Genomic DNA, 19,715 nt, shown 5'->3' with positions numbered 1-19,715 from the left:
AGCGGTACAGGGCGACCGGCGTCAGAAAAAGGCGCGGTGTATCGCCATCTCAACGCCACGAATCTCAGCCAGACCTTTCAGCCGGCCAATCGCGGAATAGCCCGGGTTGGTTTTCTTATGCAGATCGTCCAGCATCTGATGCCCGTGGTCGGGCCGCATCGGGATCAGGTCTTCCTGCCCCGCATTACGACGGCGCTGCTCCTCTTCGGCAATCGCTTTGATCACCGCAAACATATCGACATCACCGCCAAGGTGCGCGGCTTCGTGAAAGGTTTTGGGGTTGGCTTCACGCCGGGTTGAGCGCAGATGGGCAAAATAGATGCGCGGCCCAAAACGTTTCACCATGCCGGCTAAATCATTTTCCGCCAGCACGCCGTAGGAGCCGGTACACATCGTGAAGCCGTTGGCCGGACTGTCGATGGTGTCGATCATCCACTGCAGATCGTCGGCATTGGAGACGATACGCGGCAGGCCGAGGATCGGGCGCGGCGGATCGTCAGGATGTACCGCCATGCGAATACCGACCTCTTCAGCGACCGGGATAATGCCGCGCAGAAACGTGGCGAAGTTATCGCGCAGCCGGGCTTTGTCGATGCCGTCATAGCGCGCCAGCTGAGCACGGAACTGCGCCAGCGTGTAGCCCTCTTCCGCGCCAGGTAATCCGGCGATGATGTTACGCGTCAGCCGCAGCTTGTGCTCTTCGCTCATGCTGGCGAAGCGCGCAGCGGCCTGGGCTATCTCGTCAGCGCTGTAATCATTTTCTGCGCCCTGACGCTGCAGGATATGCAGCTCGAATACCGCGAATTCAATCTGATCGAAGCGCAGCGCTTTCGCGCCATCCGGCAGCTCGAACGCCAGATCGGTGCGCGTCCAGTCCAGAATCGGCATGAAGTTGTAGCACACGGTGTGGATGCCGCACTGCGCCAGATTGCGCAGCGACTGCTGATAGTTGCTGATCCACTGCTGGCACTGCCCGCTGCCGGTTTTGATCTCCTCATGGATCGGCACACTCTCCACTACCGACCAGACCAGCCCGGCCGCCTCAATCATCGCTTTGCGCTGCAAAATCTCCTCCACTGGCCACACCTCGCCGTTCGGGATGTGATGTAGGGCAGTCACAATGCCGGTAGCGCCCGCCTGTCGGGCATCGGCGAGTGAAACGGGATCGTCAGGGCCATACCAGCGCCAGGTCTGCTTCATGTCGTTCTCTCCTGCGGGCCTGAGCATCATCCTCAAAGCCCTTCCATTTTGGTTGACCAATTTTACAAGCAAAGCGCTTTCTGAGTCGTAAAAAGTGCCTGCACAGCGTCAAATTCGACTTTTCACCGGCAGAAGTCAACCTGATAAATGATTTTGGTTAACCAGATCACAAATACCGCATCAGGCTGGCGACCACCTGGCCTAACTGTGGTTCACTCCCGGCGGATGGTTAAAACAGGACGCATCACGCCACGCCCGGCAATCAAGGGCCAGCGGTTATGCGCTGGCCGGTATGGACTCCACCTCCGGCCAGGCAGTCACAGACGTTGCTCACACATGCTGTTAATAATGAATGGAGAATCCGATGAACCGCAGTTTGAATCCAGGGATTGCCGCAACCGGCACGAAACGCGTCATCCGTCATCTGCGCTGGTGGGTGCTGGTGCTGTTTCTCGCCGGTGTCACCGTCAACTACATTACCCGTAACTCGTTAGGCATTCTGGCCCCCGAGCTGAAAACCAGTCTCGGCATCACCACAGAACAATATTCATGGATAGTCGGCGCTTTTCAGCTGGCTTATACCTTCTTTCAACCAATCTGCGGCTGGCTGATTGACGTCATTGGCCTCAAACTCGGCTTCTTCATCTGCGCCACCATCTGGGCGCTGGCCTGTCTGTTCCATGCCGGCGCCGCCAGCTGGTTGCACCTGGCCATCTTGCGCTTTGTCATGGGCGGAGCTGAAGCGGCCGCCACGCCAGCTAACGCCAAAGTGATTGGTGAATGGTTCCCGAAAAAAGAGCGTCCGATTGCGGCCGGCTGGGCCGGCGTCGGCTTCTCGATTGGCGCTATGCTGGCACCTCCCATCATCTACTTTGCCCACGCCTCGTTCGGCTGGCAGGGCGCATTCCTGTTTACCGGCTGTCTGGCTCTGGGCTGGGTGGTGCTGTGGTGGCTGTTGTATCGCGATCCGGAACGTAACCCGAATCTCAGCAGCGATGAGCTGGCCTTTATTCGTCAGGATAATGAGCCACCGGCGGTCAAACTGCCCTTTTTCAAAGCCCTGAAAACCGTCTCCAGAAACAAGCGTTTTTACGGTATCGCCATTCCCGCTTTTATGGCTGAACCGGCATGGGGCGTGTTGAGTTTCTGGGTGCCGCTCTATCTGGCAAAAGACCTGGGAATGGACCTGAAACAGATTGCCATGTTCGCCTGGCTGCCGTTCCTCGCGGCGGATCTCGGCAGTGCAGCCAGCGGCTACCTGACGCGCATCTATACCCGGCTGTTTGGCTTCAGGCAGGTGAATTCCGTTGTCGCCAGCTCGGTCACCGGCGCCTTTCTGATGCTGTCGCTGGCGCTGGTGGCGATGACCAAAGACCCCTATGTCGCGATTGCTCTGATCTCGATTGGCGGTTTTGGTCATCAGATCATCTCCTGCATGTTGAGTGCGCTGGTGGTGGAAAAATTTGATAAGGGCCAGATGGCCACGGTGAATGGCATGCGCGGCTCGTTTGCCTGGATCTCCAGCTTCCTGTTTTCGCTGGTGATTGGCGTGACGGCTGACAAAATCGGCTTTAACCCGCTGTTTGTCGCCATGGGCTTCTTTGACCTGATCGGTGCAGTCTTCCTGATTGCGTTTATTGCTGAGCGTCGTTCAGCGACCCAATGAAGTAGGTAACGATGAAAACCTTAAAAAACTGGTCTTTAGCCCATTCTGATCATCACCATGTGGTGCTTAACGTCGATGGCAAACACCATCTGTGCCTGTACGTGCTGGAAAAAGGTCTGTTCCGCGTGGTGATCAAGCGCCACGGCAACTACAGTCTGGACCGCACCTGGAGCATTGCACCGGAACAGGATGTTCCATGGGAAGGGCGTCCGCGCGACAGCCTGGCCGGGTTTAGCCTGCCCGGTTTTACGCTGGAGGAAGAAGCCAATTGTCTGACCATCAGTACCGACACGCTGCGCGTGATAGTGCGTCAGCCGCTGGCGCTGGAGTGGCGGTACCGTGATGCCGCAGGCGACTGGCAACTGCTGACCGGCGATCGCCCCACCAGCGCCTATCAGATCAACGCACACGGCGACGGCGTGGCGCACTATCAGCGCCGCATGGCGGACGACCGCTACTACGGTCTGGGCGAAAAAACTGGCGATCTGCAACGCAACGACAAACGCTTTGAGATGCGTAATCTGGATGCTATGGGTTACAACGCCTCCTCCACCGATCCGCTGTACAAACATGTGCCCTTCACCCTCACGCGGCGTAACGACGTCAGCTTTGGCCTGTTCTACGATAACCTCAGCACCAGCTGGTTCGATCTGGGTAACGAGCTGGATAACTATCACCAGCCGTATCGCCGCTGGCAGGCGGAGAGTGGCGATATCGATTACTACCTGTTTGTCGGTAAGCGGGTGCTGGATATCACCAAAACCTTCGTGCGCCTGACCGGCAAAACGCTGTTCGGCCCCAAATGGAGTCTGGGCTACAGCGGCTCGACCATGCACTACACCGATGCGCCGGACGCGCAAAACCAGCTGATGAACTTCATCCGCCTGTGTGAGGAGCACGCTATTCCGTGCGACTCCTTCCAGCTCTCTTCGGGTTATACCTCGATCAATAACAAGCGTTATGTGTTCAACTGGAACTACGACAAAGTGCCGCAGCCGGAAGCGATGAGCGAGGCATTTCACGATGCCGGGCTGCGCCTGGCGGCCAACATCAAACCCTGCCTGCTGCAGGATCACCCGCGCTATGAAGAAGTCGCGGCTCAGGGACTGTTTATCCGCGATTCGGAAGAAGATGTGCCAGAGCGCTCGGTGTTCTGGGATGATGAAGGATCGCACCTCGATTTCACCCATCCGCAAACGGTGGCCTGGTGGCAGGAGAACGTCACCCGTCAGCTGCTGGAAAAAGGCATCGACGCCACCTGGAATGATAACAACGAGTATGAAGTCTGGGACGGCGAAGCGCGCTGCCACGGCTTCGGTACGCCGATTGCCATCAAGCATATTCGCCCGGTGATGCCGCTGCTGATGATGCGCGCCTCGATGGAGGCGCAACAGCGCTTTGCCCCCGAACAGCGACCGTTCCTGATTTCGCGCTCCGGCTGCGCCGGGATGCAGCGCTACGTGCAAACCTGGAGCGGCGATAACCGCACCAACTGGACCTCGCTGCGCTACAACATTCGCATGGGCCTCGGCATGAGCCTGTCCGGCTTGTATAACGTCGGTCACGACGTCGGCGGCTTCTCGGGGGATAAACCCGACGCAGAGCTGTTTGTGCGCTGGGTGCAGAATGGCGTCATGCATCCGCGCTTCACCATTCATTCGTGGAATGACGATCACACCGTGAATGAGCCGTGGATGTATCCTTCGGTCACACCCGCGATTCGGGCGGCCATTGCGCTGCGCTATCGCCTGCTGCCGTATCTCTACACGCTGCTGTGGCAGGCGCATGCGGACGATGAACCGATGCTGCGCCCGACGTTCCTCGATCATGAACACGATGCCCAGACCTTTGCTGAGTGTGATGAATTCCTGCTCGGCCGCGATCTGCTGGTCGCCAGCGTAGTGGAACCTGGCCTGCGTGAACGCCGCCTGTGGCTGCCCGACAACCAGACCGGCTGGTATGATTTCGCCACGCAGCAGTGGTACAGCGGGGGTCAGTGGATCACCTTGCCTGCGCCCCTGGAAACGCAGCCGCTGCTGGTGCGCGCGGGTGCGGCACTGCCACTCAGCGAGCGTATTGCTCACGTCGACGCCGCCGCAGACGATCGTCGCACGCTGCAGCTCTACCCGTTGCAGGGCAAAGGCGTTAGCCACGGCGAACTGTTCGAAGATGATGGCGAATCCTGGGGTTATCAGCACGGCAATGCGCTGTGGCTGCAGTGGGAAATGCGCTGCGAAGCCACAGCCATTCACCTTACGTTGCGGCGCAAGGGTGATTATGAGCCGGCATGGCAAACGTTGCAGATTGCCCTGCCCGCCGGTGAACAGCGTGCGCTGTTTATCGATGGTGTCGCCGCAGGCGCTGCGTCAGCCGACGTGACGCTGGCGCAGATTTCCCGCAGCTGATAAAAGCAAGAGCGCACCGATGTCGGGTGCGCCTGCTTAACTTCACCACAGCCCGCTTTTCTCTCCCTCAGCGGCTTACACCAACACGCTATCTGCCCGTTTTCTGTCCTGACGTTATCGCGCTAATAAATCTATCCGGTTTAATACGCTTATTTCACCGCCCTGCTCACCCGATTAATCCTGGTTGCTTACTAATATAATAGCTGCGCTTAATGCAGGCATAAGCGTTTATTGCTGAGGCGATTGCGTAAAACATGACGACGCACTGGCTAAGCCATCGTAATAATATGCCTTAACACGGAAACGCCGCGGTTTAAGCAATATTCAACTGTGGCGCGCTATTAGTCATTAAGACGACATTAACCGGGTAATTCCCGACTTCTCAAAGGGCCTCTGTGATGAAAAGATTGCTGTTACCGATGATAGCTTTACTTACCAGCCACGCTACCCTTGCCGCCGACGGTCAAATCACGTTCGTCGGCGCGATCGTTGAACCCTCCTGTGATTATGCCGTGACGCGCAGCGTCTCGCTGAACTGCACGCGCGAAGGGATTAAAAAGAGCGAAACCCTGCAGGTTAATGGTGCCGCGCGTGAATTACCTTACGCGCTGGGCACCGCGCGCATTATCCGTGAGCGTGGTTTGACTTTTCTGCAGGTAGAATATAATTGATGGTTTTAAGCCTGATTTACTCAGCTGCTCATTATCGTAGTCATTATCACTGCATGGCAAAGGAATGCTTTATAAAACAGTGTTTCTCTTAACCTATCCTGGCATTTCACTTCCAAAATAACAGGCACCTGATTAATCTGGCATCCAACGCTTCAGTCTGCAGATATTTTTAACTGCACGATGAGGGAAATAAGCATCATTTGCGACATCATGATTTTATATAAATATAGCGCCTGAACCAACAGGCCCGAGCCGATCAGCGCCTGTACGGTGCCGCCGGAAATGCCCAGTCTGATGGCCGCGGCCGGGTATTCAGCTCGCGCGCCTGATAGCCCTTGCTACATTGACTTCTTTCGTGGCGCAGGTACATTTTACGCCATGAAAACCTTTCTGATTATTGTCCCGGACGGCGGCATGCTGTTCGAAGCGGCGGGTATCGCCGACATCCTCATGCACGCCAACCTGCACCTGCCGGTGGGCGTGGCTGGCGCACGCTATCGTATCAGCATTGCAACCACGCAGCCGCACCAGGTGATCCACGGCCAGTCCGGCCTCAATCTGCTCGCCGACCTCAAACTGGCTGAACTCGATCCGCGCGAACGCTGGGACACCATCATGATTACCGGCCGCGGTGATAACCCCGAAGAACGCAACATGGTGGTGGACTGGATTAAGCTGGCTGCCCCACAGGCGCGCCGCGTGGTGTCGATTTGCGGGGCGGCAATGCTGCTGGCGGAGGCGGGATTGCTGGATGGCCGGCGCGCCACCAGCCACTGGCGTCTGCTGGACACGCTGCAGGCCAGCTATCCGCGCGTGCAGGTTGAAGGCGGCCCGCTGTATATTCAGGACGGCCCAATCTGGACCTCCGGCGGCGTCAGCTCCGGCTTCGATCTGACGCTGGCGCTGGTAGAGGAAGATTTTGGTTTCAGCGTGGCGCGCGATATCGCGCAGGATATGGTGATGTATCTGCGTCGTCCCGGCGGCCAGATGCAGTTCAGCCGCTTTCACCCGCAGTCCGTCAGCGAGTCGGGGCCGATTGCTCAGTTGCAGAGCTGGATCGCCGCCCATCTGGCGGAAGACCTGTCGGTGGAGAAACTGGCGGCCCAGGTGGCGATGAGCCCGCGTAACTTTACCCGCGTGTTCAGCCGCGAAACCGGCGTTTCACCGGCGCGCTATGTGGCAGAAGCGCGGCTGGCGGCGGCGCGCGAGCGGCTGGAGCAGACGCGCGAGACGCTGGAACGCATCGCCATCGCCACCGGCTTTGGCAGCAGCATTAACCTGCGGCGCAGCTTCGAGCGCCAGCTGCATCTCACGCCTAACGCATATCGCCAGCGCTTTCACAGCCGCAAAATGGCGTAAAGTGATCCTTTTTTGTCGTTTACGCCAGCGCGCCTCCGGCCTACAGTGACTGCAGTAACTTCACTAAGGAGTCAGTCATGATCAAGGTAGGCATTAACGGTTTTGGCCGTATCGGACGTAACGTATTCCGCGCCGCGCTGGGCAGCAGCGACATCGATATTGTGGCGATTAACGATCTCACCGACAGCAAAACGCTGGCGCATCTGCTGAAGCACGACTCCCTGCTGGGTCGGCTGCCGGCAGAAGTCAGCGCTGGCGACGGCGAGCTGCGCATTGATGGCAAACCAGTGCGGGTGTTCAGCGAGCGCGATCCGGCCAATATTCGCTGGCGTGACGTGGGCGTGGATATCGTTATCGAAGCCACCGGCTTTTTTACCGAGCGTGACAAGGCCGCGGTGCATATCACGCACGGCGGCGCCAAACGCGTGATCATCTCTGCGCCGGGCAAAAATGATGATTTGACGATTGTGATGGGCGTCAACGACCAGCGCTACGATCCGCAGCAGCACTTTGTGGTGAGCAACGGCAGCTGCACTACCAACGGCTTGGCGCCCGCCGCGCAGGTGCTGCATCAGGCGTTTGGTATTGAGCACGGTCTGATGAACACCACCCATGCCTATACCAACAGCCAGGCGCTGCATGACCAGCCAGAGAAAGATCTGCGCGGCGCGCGTGCGGCGGCGCTGTCGATTGTGCCGTACTCCAGCGGCGCAGCTAAAGCGCTTGGCCGGGTGATTCCGGAACTGGAAGGCCGCTTAACCGGTTACTCGCTGCGTGTGCCGGTGCCGGTGGTCTCGGTGGTGGATCTGACGGTGACGCTGAAACGCGACGTGACGGCCGAAGAGGTGAATGACGCTTTTAAAGCCGCTGCTGCTGCGGGTCCGCTGCAGGGTATCCTCGGCTACAGCGATGAGCCGCTGGTCTCCAGCGATTATCAGGGCGATGCGCGTTCATCGATCATCGACGGCTTATCCACGCTGGTGATTGGTGGCAACCTGGTGAAGATCCTTGCCTGGTACGATAACGAATGGGGCTTCTCCAACCGTCTGGTTGACCTCGCGCGCCTGATGGCACAGCGCGGTCTGTAATCTCCCCGGCGGCGTGCGCCCGACCTGCGCACGCCGCGCTAATGCGCCAGATAGAAAATCAGATGCATACCCGGAGCCTGCTCAATTTGCAGTGAGGTAAAGGTATATGTCTGCATCCTGCCTTCGACATCAATCAGGGTTTTATTGCCCGCGCCAATTTTCCCCACATCATGGTCATTCCACAGCGTGCGAAACCCGGCGCTGCGCGCCAGCAAATCTTCGATCACCACCTCGAATTCCTGCGCCTGATTGCTGGCGGCATAACCGGCGCGAAACGCCGACAGCGTATGGCGCGCCGCCTCTTCCCAGCCATGAATGCGCTGCTGGTAGGCTTCACTGATGAACATCAGCTTGAGCGAGTTGCGATCCGCCGGTGGCAGGGCCGCCCAGTCGACAATCAGCGACTGCGCTGCCGGATTCCAGTAGACAATATCCATGTTGGCGCGGCGCACAAATGCCGGATGCGGGTCCAGCGCATCCACCATCGCCCTCACCTCAGGCGGCAATTCATGGCTGAAGGGTTGCGAATGCGCATTACCAAACACCAGCGCTTCAAGATACTCCTGCTCGGTGACCGAGAGTTGTAGCACTTTGCCGATGCGCTGCAGCGCGGCGGGCGAAATACTGATGTCGCGACCCTGCTCGAGCCAGGTGTACCAGCTGACGCTGACCGCCGCCAGCTGTGCCACTTCTTCGCGCCGCAGTCCGCTGACGCGCCGGTTTTGCCGGCTGAAGCCATAGATCTGCGGATCAATACGCGCGCGATGGCGGGTAAGGAAGTTTTTCACATCTTCACCACGCGATTTTACGGCCTGGGTATGACCTGTAGTCATAGAATAAACCACCCCATTTTTAACTGACTGATTGACATTTACTATCACCGGACAGAGTAAGGTATCTCAGCGGAGTAAAGCAAAGTATGTCAGCAGATTCAGTTTCCGCCGGACGGCAAGCAGTCCGGCACCCCCGAGTGAGCCTGATCACCATGCTCACCGGCATGGTGACCCTGATTGTGGTAATGGGTATCGGCCGCTTTTCACTCACGCCGCAGATCCCGCTGATGATCGCCAACGGTCACCTGACGCTATCCAGCGCTGGCGTGCTGGCGGCGATGAATTACATCGGCTACCTGCTGGGCGCACTGCACGTGAGCCGGATCACCGCCCATCACGCGCGCTACCTGAAGGCCGGTTTGCTGGCCACCGCGCTGGTGACTCTGCTCTCCGGCTTTAGTCATGCCTGGGTGCTGCAGTGCCTGTTCCGTATGGTGGCGGGTATCGGTGGTGCCTGGGCCCTGATTATCGTCACCTCCTGGACGCAGATGGTGCTGGCACAGCAGCAGGCCCCGCGCATGTCCGCCGCGGTATTTGCCGGCCCGGGAGCCGGCATCACCCTGAGCGGCGTGCTGGCGTGGCTTATCACCCGGTTAGACCTGAATGACGATCGTGCCTGGCAACTCTACGGCGTGGTAGCGCTGGCTGGCGTGCTGCTGGTGTGGCGCGCGCTGCCCGCGTCGCTCCCAGCCCGGCAGCGGGAAAGTGCGTCGGCGGCTCCGGGTCACGAGGTGAAACGGCTATGGCTGGCCTATACGCTGGCCGGTTTCGGCTACATTTTGCCCGCGACGTTTCTGTCACAAATGGCGCATAGCCTGTTTGCTCAGGGTCAGCTGGCAGCGCTTTTCTGGCCGCTGTTTGGACTTTGCGCAGTGGCTGGTGTGGTGCTAATTATGCTGTTTTCAGCGCGCCTGAATACGCGCCTCAGCCTGGCGTGGATTATGATCCTGCAGGGGCTGGGCGTGGCCAGCGGCGTGCTCATCCCGGGCGTGAACGGGCTGCTGATCTCAACGGTGATGGTCGGGCTGGGGTTTCTTTCGATTATGCAGCTGTCGATGCAGCTGGCGCGCGCCGTCTCCAATATCAGCGTGGCAAAAACCGTGGCGATATTGACGTCAGGCTATGCCACTGGCCAGCTAATAGGGCCGCTGATCTCCGCTGCCAGCGTGCAGATTTTTGCTTCACTGCACCCCGCGCTGCTGCTGGCCGCTGGCGGACTGGTGCTGGGCGGACTGCTGGTGCTCCGCATCCGCCCGCACTGACGCGCTTACTTCAGTGCCATCGCCTGCTTCAGCGTGAAGAACAGGTCGGTCTGATCGGTCAGGCCGACCACATTCGCCGCGTGCGGACCATAGGCCGCGATGCGCAACTGGGTGCCGGTGTGCTCCTGGGAATCCTCTTCCGAGTTACCGTAGCTGATGGTCATCACCGCGCCATCTTTGGTGTTGAGCGCCTGAGTCAGACCCGGCGCTTTGGTACCGTTTTCGACGATCTGGCTGCTGTGCGCGTGATCGGCGGTTACCACCACCAGCGTATCGCCGTGCTCGCGCGCATACGCCAGCGCCACCTGCACCGCCTCATCTAAATCGACGGTTTCACCAATCTGACCGCACGGGTTAGCGGCGTGATCCTGCTTATCAATCGACGCGCCCTCCACCTGCAGGAAGAAGCCGTTGTCGTTGTGGCTGAGCAGGTCGATGGCTTTTTGCGTCATCTGCGCCAGGGTTGGCATTGATGCCGGACGATCTTTGTTGACCTCACAGGTCACCACCGGTTTATCCAGATTACCGTGATAGCTGGCTTTCGGCCCCTGCCAGCGCACCGGCATGTTGCCCTCCGAGAACAGCCCCAGCAGTGGCGTCTGTTGATTCGCCTGCTGTACCGCGTTCAGCGCGGCGAGATTATCGACCAGCTGGAACCCCCGTATTTCGGCCTGCTCGCGCAGGGTTTTGCCCTGATAGTCGCCCGCTTTAGCCCGCTCAGCGAAAGATTTGGCACCGCCGCCCAGCGTGACGTCGGGACGGGTTTGCAGCAGCTGCTCGCTAATCGATCCTTTCCCGCCCTGCTCCAGCGTGTTACCCGGACACAGCTCGCTGGTTTTTTCCGGGCCGTAGCATTTGCGCGAGGTAACGTGCGCCATCAGCGCGGCCGGCGTGGCATCCTGCAGTTCTGCGGTCGAGACGTTGCCGGTGGCTTTACCGGCTGCTTTGGCCAGTTCAAGCAGCGTGACCTGATCTGTGCCGTTGACATCGACGCCAATCGCGCCGTTATAAGTTTTCGTGCCGGTGGCCCAGGCGGTGGCCGACGCGGCAGAATCCGTTACGTAGTTTGGCTTATGCGTTTTCTTGTCCAGCGAGTAATGGGTGTACTGGCCGGTGAGCGGCAGCGCATCAATACCGGGAAAGAAGCCGCCAGCCCCCATGGCCTGATTGCGCGCCGCGGTGATTTCGGAATCGCCCATGCCATCGCCAATCAGCAGGATGACATTCTTCGCCGTGCTATTGCTCAATGAGGCTTTCAGCGCCTCGGTCTGGTCGCCGCTCAGGCGACGCGCGCCGCCGTGCTGGGTAATATCGCCAATGGCGGCGCGTTGATAGCTGGCGCTCTCTGCCAGCGCGGACATGGTGGTGAGTGAAGCCAGCAGAGAGAGGGTGAAAAGAGGTAAGCGTTTCATTTATCAGCATCCTTATCCGTAGATATAACCAAATGTTTCCGCCGACAAGTCTGCGACAGTGCGGTGACACTTTTGTGTCAGTTAAGGAATATTTTGATGACAAAACCGGCAAAGTGGAGAGGCTTAGGGCAATCTGCGCAGAGGTTAAGCGAATAGAAAAAAAGGAGAAAATAGCCCTTGACCCTTATCGCTGAACTCCCTATAGTAGCGCCCCGTTGACCCAGTGCGGTCAGCAAACAAAATGTGGTGAGGTGTCCGAGTGGCTGAAGGAGCACGCCTGGAAAGTGTGTATACGGCAACGTATCGGGGGTTCGAATCCCCCCCTCACCGCCATCATTCAGAGAAGAGCCTGTACGCAAGTACGGGCTTTTTTCATTTATATTCTCCAGGCGTGGGGGGATGAGAATCCCCGATTGGAGGTTCGACAACTGGCGCATGCCAGTTGGACAGCGGAGCATGCGACGCTGCCCGCAGGGTGAGCGAAGTGACAAAACGGCAGGATAGCCGTTTTGCATGGCTGCAAGCCACCCGGAGGGCGAGGCACAGGGATGTGCCGAGTGATATCAATCCCCCCCTCACCGCCATCATTTATATAAAAGTGCCCGGTTAACAGCTGGGCATTTTTATTTGTCTGTTCTCCAGGTGCTTTTGTGCCACAGGACGCATAATCGAAAGATCCCCTTTCGCTGCAATATCGCGTGGGCAGCGGACCGTGTACTCTTACCGGAAATTCTGCAGGGTATCCTTTTCATCCACTGATGATGTCTTTGAATTAAGAGGGAATGCGCGATGACCAGACTGAAAAAGCACCGGCCCTGTTTCGGCCACTCTTTTCGCTGTTTAATGAGTCGGACGAACCATTGCCTGACGGGAGAGCGTTAACATGGCCGTTCAGTCAAACGTATCCCATATTCTTACCGAACTCGCGCACAACGCCCGGCAGATAGACGAGAGCCAGGCGCAGGCATTGATCGCACAGATTCGCAGCGCCAAACACATTTTCCTGCAAGGCGCCGGGCGCAGCGGCATTGCTATCCGCGCGTTCGCTAACCGTCTGTTGCATTTGGGTTTCTCTGTCAGCATGGTGGGTGAAATCTCGTCACCCCACTCCAGACCTGGCGATTTATTGATTATTGGTTCTGGCAGTGGCGAAACCGCGAGCCTGAAAGCGCTGGCGCTGAACGCCGTTGAGCGCGGTGTCGATGTGGCGCTGATTACCCTGAAAGCAGATTCAAACATCGGCAGACTGGCCAAATGCGTGTTGGTGTTACCCGGCAACGTTAAAACCGATAACGCACGCAGCGCCGGACGATTCTCGCAGCCAATGGGCTCGGCCTTTGAGCAACTCTGCTTCATTGCCTGTGACGCCATGGTGCTTGAAATCATGCATCAGTGCGGTGAAACCAGCGAGAGCATGTTCAGCCGCCATGCGGATTTCGAATAACAGCATAACGCGTTCCCGAACGTCGCTGATTTATACGCGGCAAATCTGACACCAAAACCCTGTGTGCTGACACGGTGTCGCCGCTGATACGGGTGTGCAGGTTAGATAATTTATTCTGTTTATATTTAAGCGTAATTGATTTCCCTGGTGCCGGACTCAGTTATTGATGTGGATAAGGCCACGCATGATCGAGGCCGGTTGAAGACAGGATGCCCGTGACGGCCAGCCAGGCGATCACCAGCGCGAAGACAATAATTGCTGTAATTTCAATTGATTTAATCCAATGACGCTTAGCCATAAATACCCCTTCTCAGTTCAGGTGTTTGTACACGCTTCTCTGAAGATAAGATGTTACCGGTAAAGCGCAAGCGTTGATCACATCATGAAACATAAAGCACAGCTTATTGATTATTTGCGGCGCGAAAATTTGGCATAGCCGATTACCCGTCTGCTGGCGTCCTGGTGCATCCGGGTTTTTCGTGGGGTGAGTGATGTTATCCTTCAGACGCTGCGTGCACCGGGCTAAGCGCATCCGTTGCCGCTAACCCATTTTTGTGACGCACAATATCCGCCATGATTGCCAGCGCGATTTCCGCCGGGGTTTTGCTGCCGATATCCAGCCCAACCGGAGCGTGGATGCGCTGCAACTGCGCCGGCGTCAGCTCCGCAATCGCGCTCAGGCGCGCTTTGCGTTTTGCGCTGTTACGCTGCGAGCCCATCGCACCGAGATAAAATGCCGGCAGATTGACCGCTTCCATCATGGTGAGATCATCAATACGCGCATCATGCGTCAGCGAGAGGATCGCCGTGGCGGCATGACAGCCCTCGCGTTCCAGATACACCGCCGGAAACTGCTGCACCAGTTTGACGTCCGGTGCCAGTTCGGCCGCCATATTGCTCAGCACCTCTTCACGGTGTTCACAGACGATGGTTTCGAATCCCAGCGCCAGCGCGAAGTTGGCACAGTAAACGGCGACGCTGGAGAGTCCGGCAAGGATCAGGCGCGGCGCGGCACTCAGGGTCAGAGCGATTTCACCGTCAGTGACCTGGGTGCGGGTGCGGTGGGTATAAGGCGCCGGTTCGAGCGCGTGACACGGCTGCGGCAGCGTCAGGCGTTTGGTGATGGCACGCGCGCCGGTCAGCGCATCCTCCAGCTGCTGTAAATAGCGCAGCGTAGCGGCACCTGCAGGCAACCGTTCGACCAGAATATCCAGTACGCCGCCGCACGGCAGCGCGCGATCAGGCGTATCGCCCCCCTCGCCGTAGCGCACCAGTTGACTGGCGGCAGAGAACGCCTGCTGCTGAACGCGGGTGATAAAATTCTCCTCGACGCAGCCGCCGGAAAGGGAACCGCTGTAGCGCCCATCGGCGCGAATCACCATCATCGCGCCCGGCGGGCGCGGCGATGATCCGTACGTGCTGAGCACGGTACACAGCCACACCGGCTGCGCTTCCGCCCACTGCTGCGCCATCCTTACCACCTGCACATCAAGAGAGTGCATGACTTTCTCCGCTCATCGTTTCCGCCCTTTTTCGTCCCGTAAGCATAGCAATGAAAAACCCGGCCGCAGCCGGGTTGAGATTAGCTATTTTTTTAAGGTTAACTGTAAGCATGCAGCGTGCGCTGGCACAGTGCCGAGCGAACGCAGTCGTCTTTACCGAAACGCACCACGCCAATCATCTCATCCTCTTCGAAGCGCGCCAGCGCATCGGCAAGGCCAGATTTGACGCTGGCGGGCAGGTCGCACTGGGTGACATCACCGTTGACAATCACGGTGACGTTTTCGCCCAGGCGGGTCAGGAACATCTTCATCTGCGCAGCGGTGACGTTTTGCGCCTCATCCAGAATCACCACCGCATTCTCAAAGGTACGTCCGCGCATATAAGCGAAGGGCGCGATCTCTACCTTGGCGATTTCGGGTCGCAGGCAGTACTGCATAAAGGAAGCGCCGAGACGTTTAACCAGAACGTCGTAAACCGGTCGGAAATAGGGAGCGAATTTCTCGGAGATGTCTCCTGGCAGGAAACCGAGATCTTCATCCGCCTGTAAAACCGGGCGCGTCACAATGATCCTTTCGATGTCCTTATTGATCAGGGCCTCGGCTGCTTTCGCAGCGCTGATCCAGGTTTTACCGCAGCCGGCTTCACCGGTCGCGAATATCAGCTGTTTCGTTTCTATGGCGTTAAGATAGTGCGCCTGAGCATCGTTTCTGGCCTCAATTGGTGACCGGTCACGCACATCGCGCGCCATGCCAATTGCATCCAGCCCACCCATCTGCACCAGCGAAGTGACCGATTCTTCTTCACGCTGACGATGACTGCGAGAGTCACTGCGAAGCACTCGGCGGGCTTCACGACGCGCTTTGATCACTGCTTTCTGTCTTCCCATAGTGGCACCTTACAGTTGGTTTCATTTATCGCGGCGGATCACCCGCGGCGATGATTTGAACGCTTTAGAGGTTTTGTTGGCTTCCTTGTAAGCCGTATCGAGCCAGTGAGAAAAGTGTGCAACAACGCCGAAACGCTGCCGCGCACCGGTAAACATCGGAAAAGAATTCGAAGGCGATAAAAGAAAAGTGAAGAGGATTCTCACGCGGGAGGCAATCCCCCGCAGCGTACTGCGCTAGCTGAAGTGTATTTAACTGTCCGTATAAGGACCGGGCCATGCGCGAACTCCAGTGGACTTAGCCACACAACTGACGACGCTATGACTAAAGTTCATCATATTTCCGCCGATTTGCAACACTATTTTTACTTTACGGCAAAGAAAACCCGCGTGGCGCTGCATCAGCCCGGTGCGCTTAAATTAAATTAATATTAATATTCAGCAGGATAGGTAATTCAGCACTTAACAAACTGTTTCAGAAAATTCGGACATCACAGCGAGACAGGAGAAATTTAAGACGGGCTTAACAGCAGCGCCTGGCACCGCGAACGGCGGACAAGCGCTGTACATTAATTAATCAGGCTTCGAGCAACGGCTGCCCCAGATAATGATTTTTGTCCGCCACGCCGGGCAAAACAAAAAAGTATCCGCCGCCGATGGGACGAATATATTCTTCCAGCGCTTCGCCGTTGAGTCGTTTCTGCACGGTAATAAAGCCTTTGCTTAAATCGTGCTGATAACAGACGAACAGCAGCCCCATATCCAGCTGCCCTGCCCCGGTAATCCCCGAGGAATAGCTGTAGCCGCGCCGCAGCATCAGGCTGCTGTCGGTTTGCGGCGTGCGCGGATTGGCGAGCCGGATATGCGCATCCAGTGCGATAATCTCGCCGTCCGGATCGCGGGCGTAATCCGGCACGTCGTGCTCGTGCTGCATCCCCAGCGGCGCGCCGGACAACTTCTCACGACCAAAAATGGTTTGCTGCTCGCCCAGCGGCGTACGGTCCCACATTTCAACGTGAAAACGGATGATGCGTACCGCCTGATAGCTGCCGCCGTGCGTCCACGCCGGTTCCTGCTGTTCTGGTGTCACCCACAGCAGTTGGTCCATCAACTGAGTATTGTGGGTATCCGGATTGGCGGTGCCATCCTTGAAACCCAGCAGGTTGATCGGCGTTTCGCGCCCTTTGCTGCGTGCAGCGTGATCGGCGATAAAGCCGTCGCGCCGCCAGCGCACCGCCAGCAGATCCGGCGTGTGCTTGATGATATCGCGCAGCGCGTGAATCACCGTATCCTGGGTATTGGCGCAGATCTGAATCAGCAGGTCGCCATGACACTGGGCGGCGTCGAGCGAATCGTTGGGAAAGCGTGTCATCGTCTGCAGCTGGCTGGGTTTATGCGCGGCCAGCCCGAAGCGCTCGTCGAACAGTGAATGCCCCACCGACAGCGTCAGGGTCAGGTTATCGGGCGCGATGTCCGCACCCAGGATGCCGGAGTCGAGCGGCGGCAGCTGCGGATTGGGCACCGCCGGCGCCGGTCCGCCCTGGGTGAGAAAGGCAAAGCGCTGCGTCAGCAGCCGCAGCAGGCGTTCCAGTTCGGCTTTATCACCGGCCAGCACATCAAACGCCACCAGCATCATAGATGCCTGCTGCGGCGTCAGGATGCCGGCCTGATGAGCGCCGTAAAACGGTTGCGCCTGCTGGCGCGCGTCGGGTGCTACCGTACCGGGTGAGAAACTCTCTGCCGCGCTGGCGGCATGGAACGGACAGCCGCCGCCCAGTGCCGCCGCGCCACCCAGCATGCCCAATCCCTGTAACAGACGACGACGCGACGGTTGCGCCGCGTCATTTTTTTTACTCATGATTAATCAAGACCTAAAGTGCCGCGCAGCAGGGAGAGATCTTCCGCCAGCGTGGTGATGGGCCCTTTCAGCGCATTACGGTCGCTGGTGGTCAGCTTTTCATAGGAAGCAAAACCGTCTTTGGTGCGGTATTTGCTGAGAATGCCATCCACCTTCTTAAAGTTCGCGTCCACTTTCGCCAGCAGCTGCGGATTGGCTTTTTGCAGCAGAGGACGCAGCAGATCAACGATTTTCTGTGCGCCGTCGATGTTGGCCTGAAAATCGGACAGATCGGTACGGCTGTAGCGATCTTCCTCACCGGAGATTTTGCTGGACGCTACCTCTTCAATCAGGCCTGCCGCGCCACCGACCACTTTCGCCGGCGGGAAGGCCAGCTCGCTGACGCGGGTTTGCAGATCCTGCACATCCTTATACAGCTGGTCAGCGAACGCGTCCGCGCCTTTGGTGGTGTTGTCGGCGAACAGCAGTTTTTCCAGCCGGTGGAAGCCGGTAAATTTCGGATCTTCCGCTTTTTTCTCGAAGTCATCTTCACGCGCGTCAATACTGCCGTCGAGGTCAGAGAACAGTTCGGCAATCGGCTCGATGCGCTCATAATGCACACGCGTCGGCGCATACAGCGCTTTGGCTTTTTCCACGTCACCGGCTTTTACCGCGTCGGTAAAGGCTTTGGTGCCGGCCACCAGCGCGCTCACTTCTGCCATCACGTAGACTTTGTAATCGGCAATCGGCCCGACCAGCTGCAGCACATCTGGCTTGCCGCTGCTGGCGGTTTTGCTGTCACCGCTGACCACCAGCTTGCCTTTCGGATTAGTGAGCAGACCGCAGGTCATGTCATATTCACCCGCTTCCAGGTTGGCGGTGAGCTTCTGGCTGAAGCCGGGCGCGATGTTTTCGCGCTCTTCCACCACCATCACGCCTTTGAGGATTTCCCACTCCAGCGCTTTCTGGCTGTTGTTTTTGATAATGAACTGGGTTTTACCGGCCTGCACGTTGAGCGACATCGGCTCGCACTGCTTGTCAGTGACCGTCACCGTGACCTGCGGTACGGCAGCGGCAGAAGCGGCACCGGACAGCGCCAGCATGGAGAGCAACAGCGCCTTACGGCGGAAGCGAATCGTCATAGTCATATCCCTGTTACATGAAGGTACAGGCGCACGCGCGCCTGCGAAAAGTTAGCGCACCGACCGTGCGGCGCTGGGTGCCGGACGCGCCGGGAAGAAAAACAGCAGCAGCGCCGGGATCAGGTAAATCAGCCATACCGCGACTTCGCTGACGCTCGGCGCTTCCTGATAACCCAGAATGCCTTCCAGCAGCGTGCCAAAGATCGAATGGGTCGAGAGCGTGTTGCTGAAGTCAAACGCGGTCGCCTGGAAGTGGTTCCACAGTCCCGCCTCATGGAAGGCGCGGATCGCCCCCGCCGCCAGACCTGCCGCCACCATCAGGATGAACAGGCTGGTCCAGCGGAAGAAGTGCGCCATGTTAAGCCGCACGCCGCCGTAGTAAATCAGCATGCCGAGCACGATGGCGGTCGCCAGACCCAGCACCGCGCCAATCGGCGGCGCATAACCGACATCCTGGGTGAAGGCCGCCAGCAGAAAGAACACCGACTCCAGCCCTTCACGCGCCACGGCGAGAAACACCATCAGCACCAGCGGCAACCCGCTGCCGCCCGGCTTCTGCAGCGCCTGATCGACGGATTTTTCCAGCGTGGCTTTGATATTGCGCGACACCTTGCGCATCCAGAACACCATCGAGGTGAGGATCACCACGGCAATGACCGCCACGATGCCCTCGAACAGCTCCTGCTGTTTCTGCGGGAACTCACCGGTGGTTTCGTTGATGAAAATACCGAGCGCGAGACACAGCGCCGCAGCGATAAACACGCCGGCCCACATCGCGGGGAACCACTGGCTGCGCTGGGTGCGTTTGAGATAGCTGGCAATCAGGCTGACGATGAGTGCTGCCTCGAGACCTTCGCGCAGCATAATGAGAAAGGGAACGAACATCACCAACCTCTTGAATGTTAAGGAGGGTAAACCTTAGGTAAAAATACGTAAAGTGCGAACGATATCGATTATCATTATCGCGGATAAAAATACAAGTCACCGCGCGAAATTAATTTTGCTTTTGC

At 58.0% G+C, this 19,715-nt stretch carries 16 protein-coding genes and 1 tRNA gene; 8 read left to right on the top strand and 9 right to left on the bottom strand.

What is annotated here, in order from left to right; genetic code table 11:
- Positions 1-21: 21 nt before the first annotated feature.
- Positions 22-1,200, bottom strand: a complete 1,179-nt coding sequence (gene uxuA, locus C1Y42_RS08695) for a mannonate dehydratase (protein WP_104093203.1) — start codon at positions 1,198-1,200, stop codon at positions 22-24.
- 364 nt (positions 1,201-1,564) lie between these two features.
- On the opposite strand from uxuA, the gene C1Y42_RS08690 reads away from it, so the two are divergent.
- From C1Y42_RS08690 to gap, 5 genes are all read left to right on the top strand, one after another.
- Entirely contained in the window at positions 1,565-2,866 is a 1,302-nt protein-coding gene (locus C1Y42_RS08690; protein ID WP_021509925.1) for an MFS transporter, read from the top strand.
- An 11-nt stretch (positions 2,867-2,877) separates the two neighbouring features.
- Entirely contained in the window at positions 2,878-5,271 is a 2,394-nt protein-coding gene (locus tag C1Y42_RS08685; protein ID WP_104093202.1) for a TIM-barrel domain-containing protein, read from the top strand.
- Between the two features lie 419 nt (positions 5,272-5,690).
- Positions 5,691-5,942: a hypothetical protein gene (locus tag C1Y42_RS08680; RefSeq protein ID WP_146068790.1), complete on the top strand. Its 252-nt coding sequence runs from the start codon at positions 5,691-5,693 to the stop codon at positions 5,940-5,942.
- A 378-nt stretch (positions 5,943-6,320) separates the two neighbouring features.
- Positions 6,321-7,301 carry a GlxA family transcriptional regulator gene (locus C1Y42_RS08675; protein WP_104093201.1) on the top strand — a complete coding sequence of 327 codons (981 nt, stop codon included), beginning with the start codon at positions 6,321-6,323 and terminating at the stop codon, positions 7,299-7,301.
- A 77-nt stretch (positions 7,302-7,378) separates the two neighbouring features.
- Positions 7,379-8,389, top strand: a complete 1,011-nt coding sequence (gap, locus tag C1Y42_RS08670) for a type I glyceraldehyde-3-phosphate dehydrogenase (RefSeq protein WP_058757433.1) — start codon at positions 7,379-7,381, stop codon at positions 8,387-8,389.
- Positions 8,390-8,427: 38 nt separating this feature from the next.
- On the opposite strand, the gene C1Y42_RS08665 is transcribed toward gap, so the two are convergent.
- The gene (locus tag C1Y42_RS08665) at positions 8,428-9,222 is read right to left on the bottom strand and encodes a helix-turn-helix transcriptional regulator (protein WP_104093200.1); all 795 of its coding nucleotides are present in this window, start codon (positions 9,220-9,222) and stop codon (positions 8,428-8,430) included.
- A 137-nt stretch (positions 9,223-9,359) separates the two neighbouring features.
- On the opposite strand from C1Y42_RS08665, the gene C1Y42_RS08660 reads away from it, so the two are divergent.
- Positions 9,360-10,484 carry a YbfB/YjiJ family MFS transporter gene (locus C1Y42_RS08660; RefSeq protein ID WP_233210693.1) on the top strand — a complete coding sequence of 375 codons (1,125 nt, stop codon included), beginning with the start codon at positions 9,360-9,362 and terminating at the stop codon, positions 10,482-10,484.
- Positions 10,485-10,489: 5 nt separating this feature from the next.
- Here C1Y42_RS08660 and phoA read toward each other — a convergent pair whose 3' ends face one another.
- Positions 10,490-11,896, bottom strand: a complete 1,407-nt coding sequence (gene phoA, locus C1Y42_RS08655; protein WP_104093198.1) for an alkaline phosphatase — start codon at positions 11,894-11,896, stop codon at positions 10,490-10,492.
- A 245-nt stretch (positions 11,897-12,141) separates the two neighbouring features.
- On the opposite strand from phoA, the gene C1Y42_RS08650 reads away from it, so the two are divergent.
- Positions 12,142-12,229 (top strand) — tRNA-Ser (locus tag C1Y42_RS08650).
- 550 nt (positions 12,230-12,779) lie between these two features.
- Positions 12,780-13,340, top strand: coding sequence for a 6-phospho-3-hexuloisomerase (gene hxlB, locus C1Y42_RS08645; protein WP_104093197.1), 561 nt, complete (start codon positions 12,780-12,782; stop codon positions 13,338-13,340).
- A gap of 160 nt (positions 13,341-13,500) precedes the next feature.
- On the opposite strand, the gene C1Y42_RS23705 is transcribed toward hxlB, so the two are convergent.
- From C1Y42_RS23705 to efeU, 6 genes are all read right to left on the bottom strand, one after another.
- Entirely contained in the window at positions 13,501-13,638 is a 138-nt protein-coding gene (locus tag C1Y42_RS23705; RefSeq protein ID WP_021509915.1) for a hypothetical protein, read from the bottom strand.
- A 196-nt stretch (positions 13,639-13,834) separates the two neighbouring features.
- The gene (locus tag C1Y42_RS08640; RefSeq protein WP_199188972.1) at positions 13,835-14,842 is read right to left on the bottom strand and encodes an XdhC family protein; all 1,008 of its coding nucleotides are present in this window, start codon (positions 14,840-14,842) and stop codon (positions 13,835-13,837) included.
- 98 nt (positions 14,843-14,940) lie between these two features.
- Positions 14,941-15,729, bottom strand: coding sequence for a phosphate starvation-inducible protein PhoH (phoH, locus tag C1Y42_RS08635; RefSeq protein WP_021509913.1), 789 nt, complete (start codon positions 15,727-15,729; stop codon positions 14,941-14,943).
- 574 nt (positions 15,730-16,303) lie between these two features.
- Positions 16,304-17,584 carry an iron uptake transporter deferrochelatase/peroxidase subunit gene (efeB, locus tag C1Y42_RS08625; RefSeq protein WP_104093195.1) on the bottom strand — a complete coding sequence of 427 codons (1,281 nt, stop codon included), beginning with the start codon at positions 17,582-17,584 and terminating at the stop codon, positions 16,304-16,306.
- Positions 17,585-17,586: 2 nt separating this feature from the next.
- The gene (efeO, locus tag C1Y42_RS08620) at positions 17,587-18,705 is read right to left on the bottom strand and encodes an iron uptake system protein EfeO (RefSeq protein ID WP_104093194.1); all 1,119 of its coding nucleotides are present in this window, start codon (positions 18,703-18,705) and stop codon (positions 17,587-17,589) included.
- A 51-nt stretch (positions 18,706-18,756) separates the two neighbouring features.
- The gene (gene efeU, locus C1Y42_RS08615) at positions 18,757-19,590 is read right to left on the bottom strand and encodes an iron uptake transporter permease EfeU (RefSeq protein WP_104093193.1); all 834 of its coding nucleotides are present in this window, start codon (positions 19,588-19,590) and stop codon (positions 18,757-18,759) included.
- Positions 19,591-19,715: the final 125 nt, after the last annotated feature.

It is taken from the genome of Pantoea sp. ICBG 985, assembly GCF_002928365.1.
Lineage (GTDB): Bacteria > Pseudomonadota > Gammaproteobacteria > Enterobacterales > Enterobacteriaceae > Pantoea > Pantoea dispersa.
The sequence above is the reverse complement of the archived record's forward strand: the minus strand, read 5'-3'. Positions and strand labels throughout refer to the sequence as shown.

Excerpts from the sequence above, each read along its gene's own strand:
- uxuA (WP_104093203.1), bottom strand. The coding sequence starts at position 1,200 with ATGAAGCAGACCTGGCGCTGGTATGGCCCTGACGATCCCGTTTCACTC.
- C1Y42_RS08690 (WP_021509925.1), top strand. The coding sequence starts at position 1,565 with ATGAACCGCAGTTTGAATCCAGGGATTGCCGCAACCGGCACGAAACGC.
- C1Y42_RS08685 (WP_104093202.1), top strand. The coding sequence starts at position 2,878 with ATGAAAACCTTAAAAAACTGGTCTTTAGCCCATTCTGATCATCACCAT.
- C1Y42_RS08680 (WP_146068790.1), top strand. The coding sequence starts at position 5,691 with ATGATAGCTTTACTTACCAGCCACGCTACCCTTGCCGCCGACGGTCAA.
- C1Y42_RS08675 (WP_104093201.1), top strand. The coding sequence starts at position 6,321 with ATGAAAACCTTTCTGATTATTGTCCCGGACGGCGGCATGCTGTTCGAA.
- gap (WP_058757433.1), top strand. The coding sequence starts at position 7,379 with ATGATCAAGGTAGGCATTAACGGTTTTGGCCGTATCGGACGTAACGTA.
- C1Y42_RS08665 (WP_104093200.1), bottom strand. The coding sequence starts at position 9,222 with ATGACTACAGGTCATACCCAGGCCGTAAAATCGCGTGGTGAAGATGTG.
- phoA (WP_104093198.1), bottom strand. The coding sequence starts at position 11,896 with ATGAAACGCTTACCTCTTTTCACCCTCTCTCTGCTGGCTTCACTCACC.
- hxlB (WP_104093197.1), top strand. The coding sequence starts at position 12,780 with ATGGCCGTTCAGTCAAACGTATCCCATATTCTTACCGAACTCGCGCAC.
- C1Y42_RS23705 (WP_021509915.1), bottom strand. The coding sequence starts at position 13,638 with ATGGCTAAGCGTCATTGGATTAAATCAATTGAAATTACAGCAATTATT.
- C1Y42_RS08640 (WP_199188972.1), bottom strand. The coding sequence starts at position 14,842 with ATGCACTCTCTTGATGTGCAGGTGGTAAGGATGGCGCAGCAGTGGGCG.
- phoH (WP_021509913.1), bottom strand. The coding sequence starts at position 15,729 with ATGGGAAGACAGAAAGCAGTGATCAAAGCGCGTCGTGAAGCCCGCCGA.
- efeB (WP_104093195.1), bottom strand. The coding sequence starts at position 17,584 with ATGAGTAAAAAAAATGACGCGGCGCAACCGTCGCGTCGTCGTCTGTTA.
- efeO (WP_104093194.1), bottom strand. The coding sequence starts at position 18,705 with ATGACGATTCGCTTCCGCCGTAAGGCGCTGTTGCTCTCCATGCTGGCG.
- efeU (WP_104093193.1), bottom strand. The coding sequence starts at position 19,590 with ATGTTCGTTCCCTTTCTCATTATGCTGCGCGAAGGTCTCGAGGCAGCA.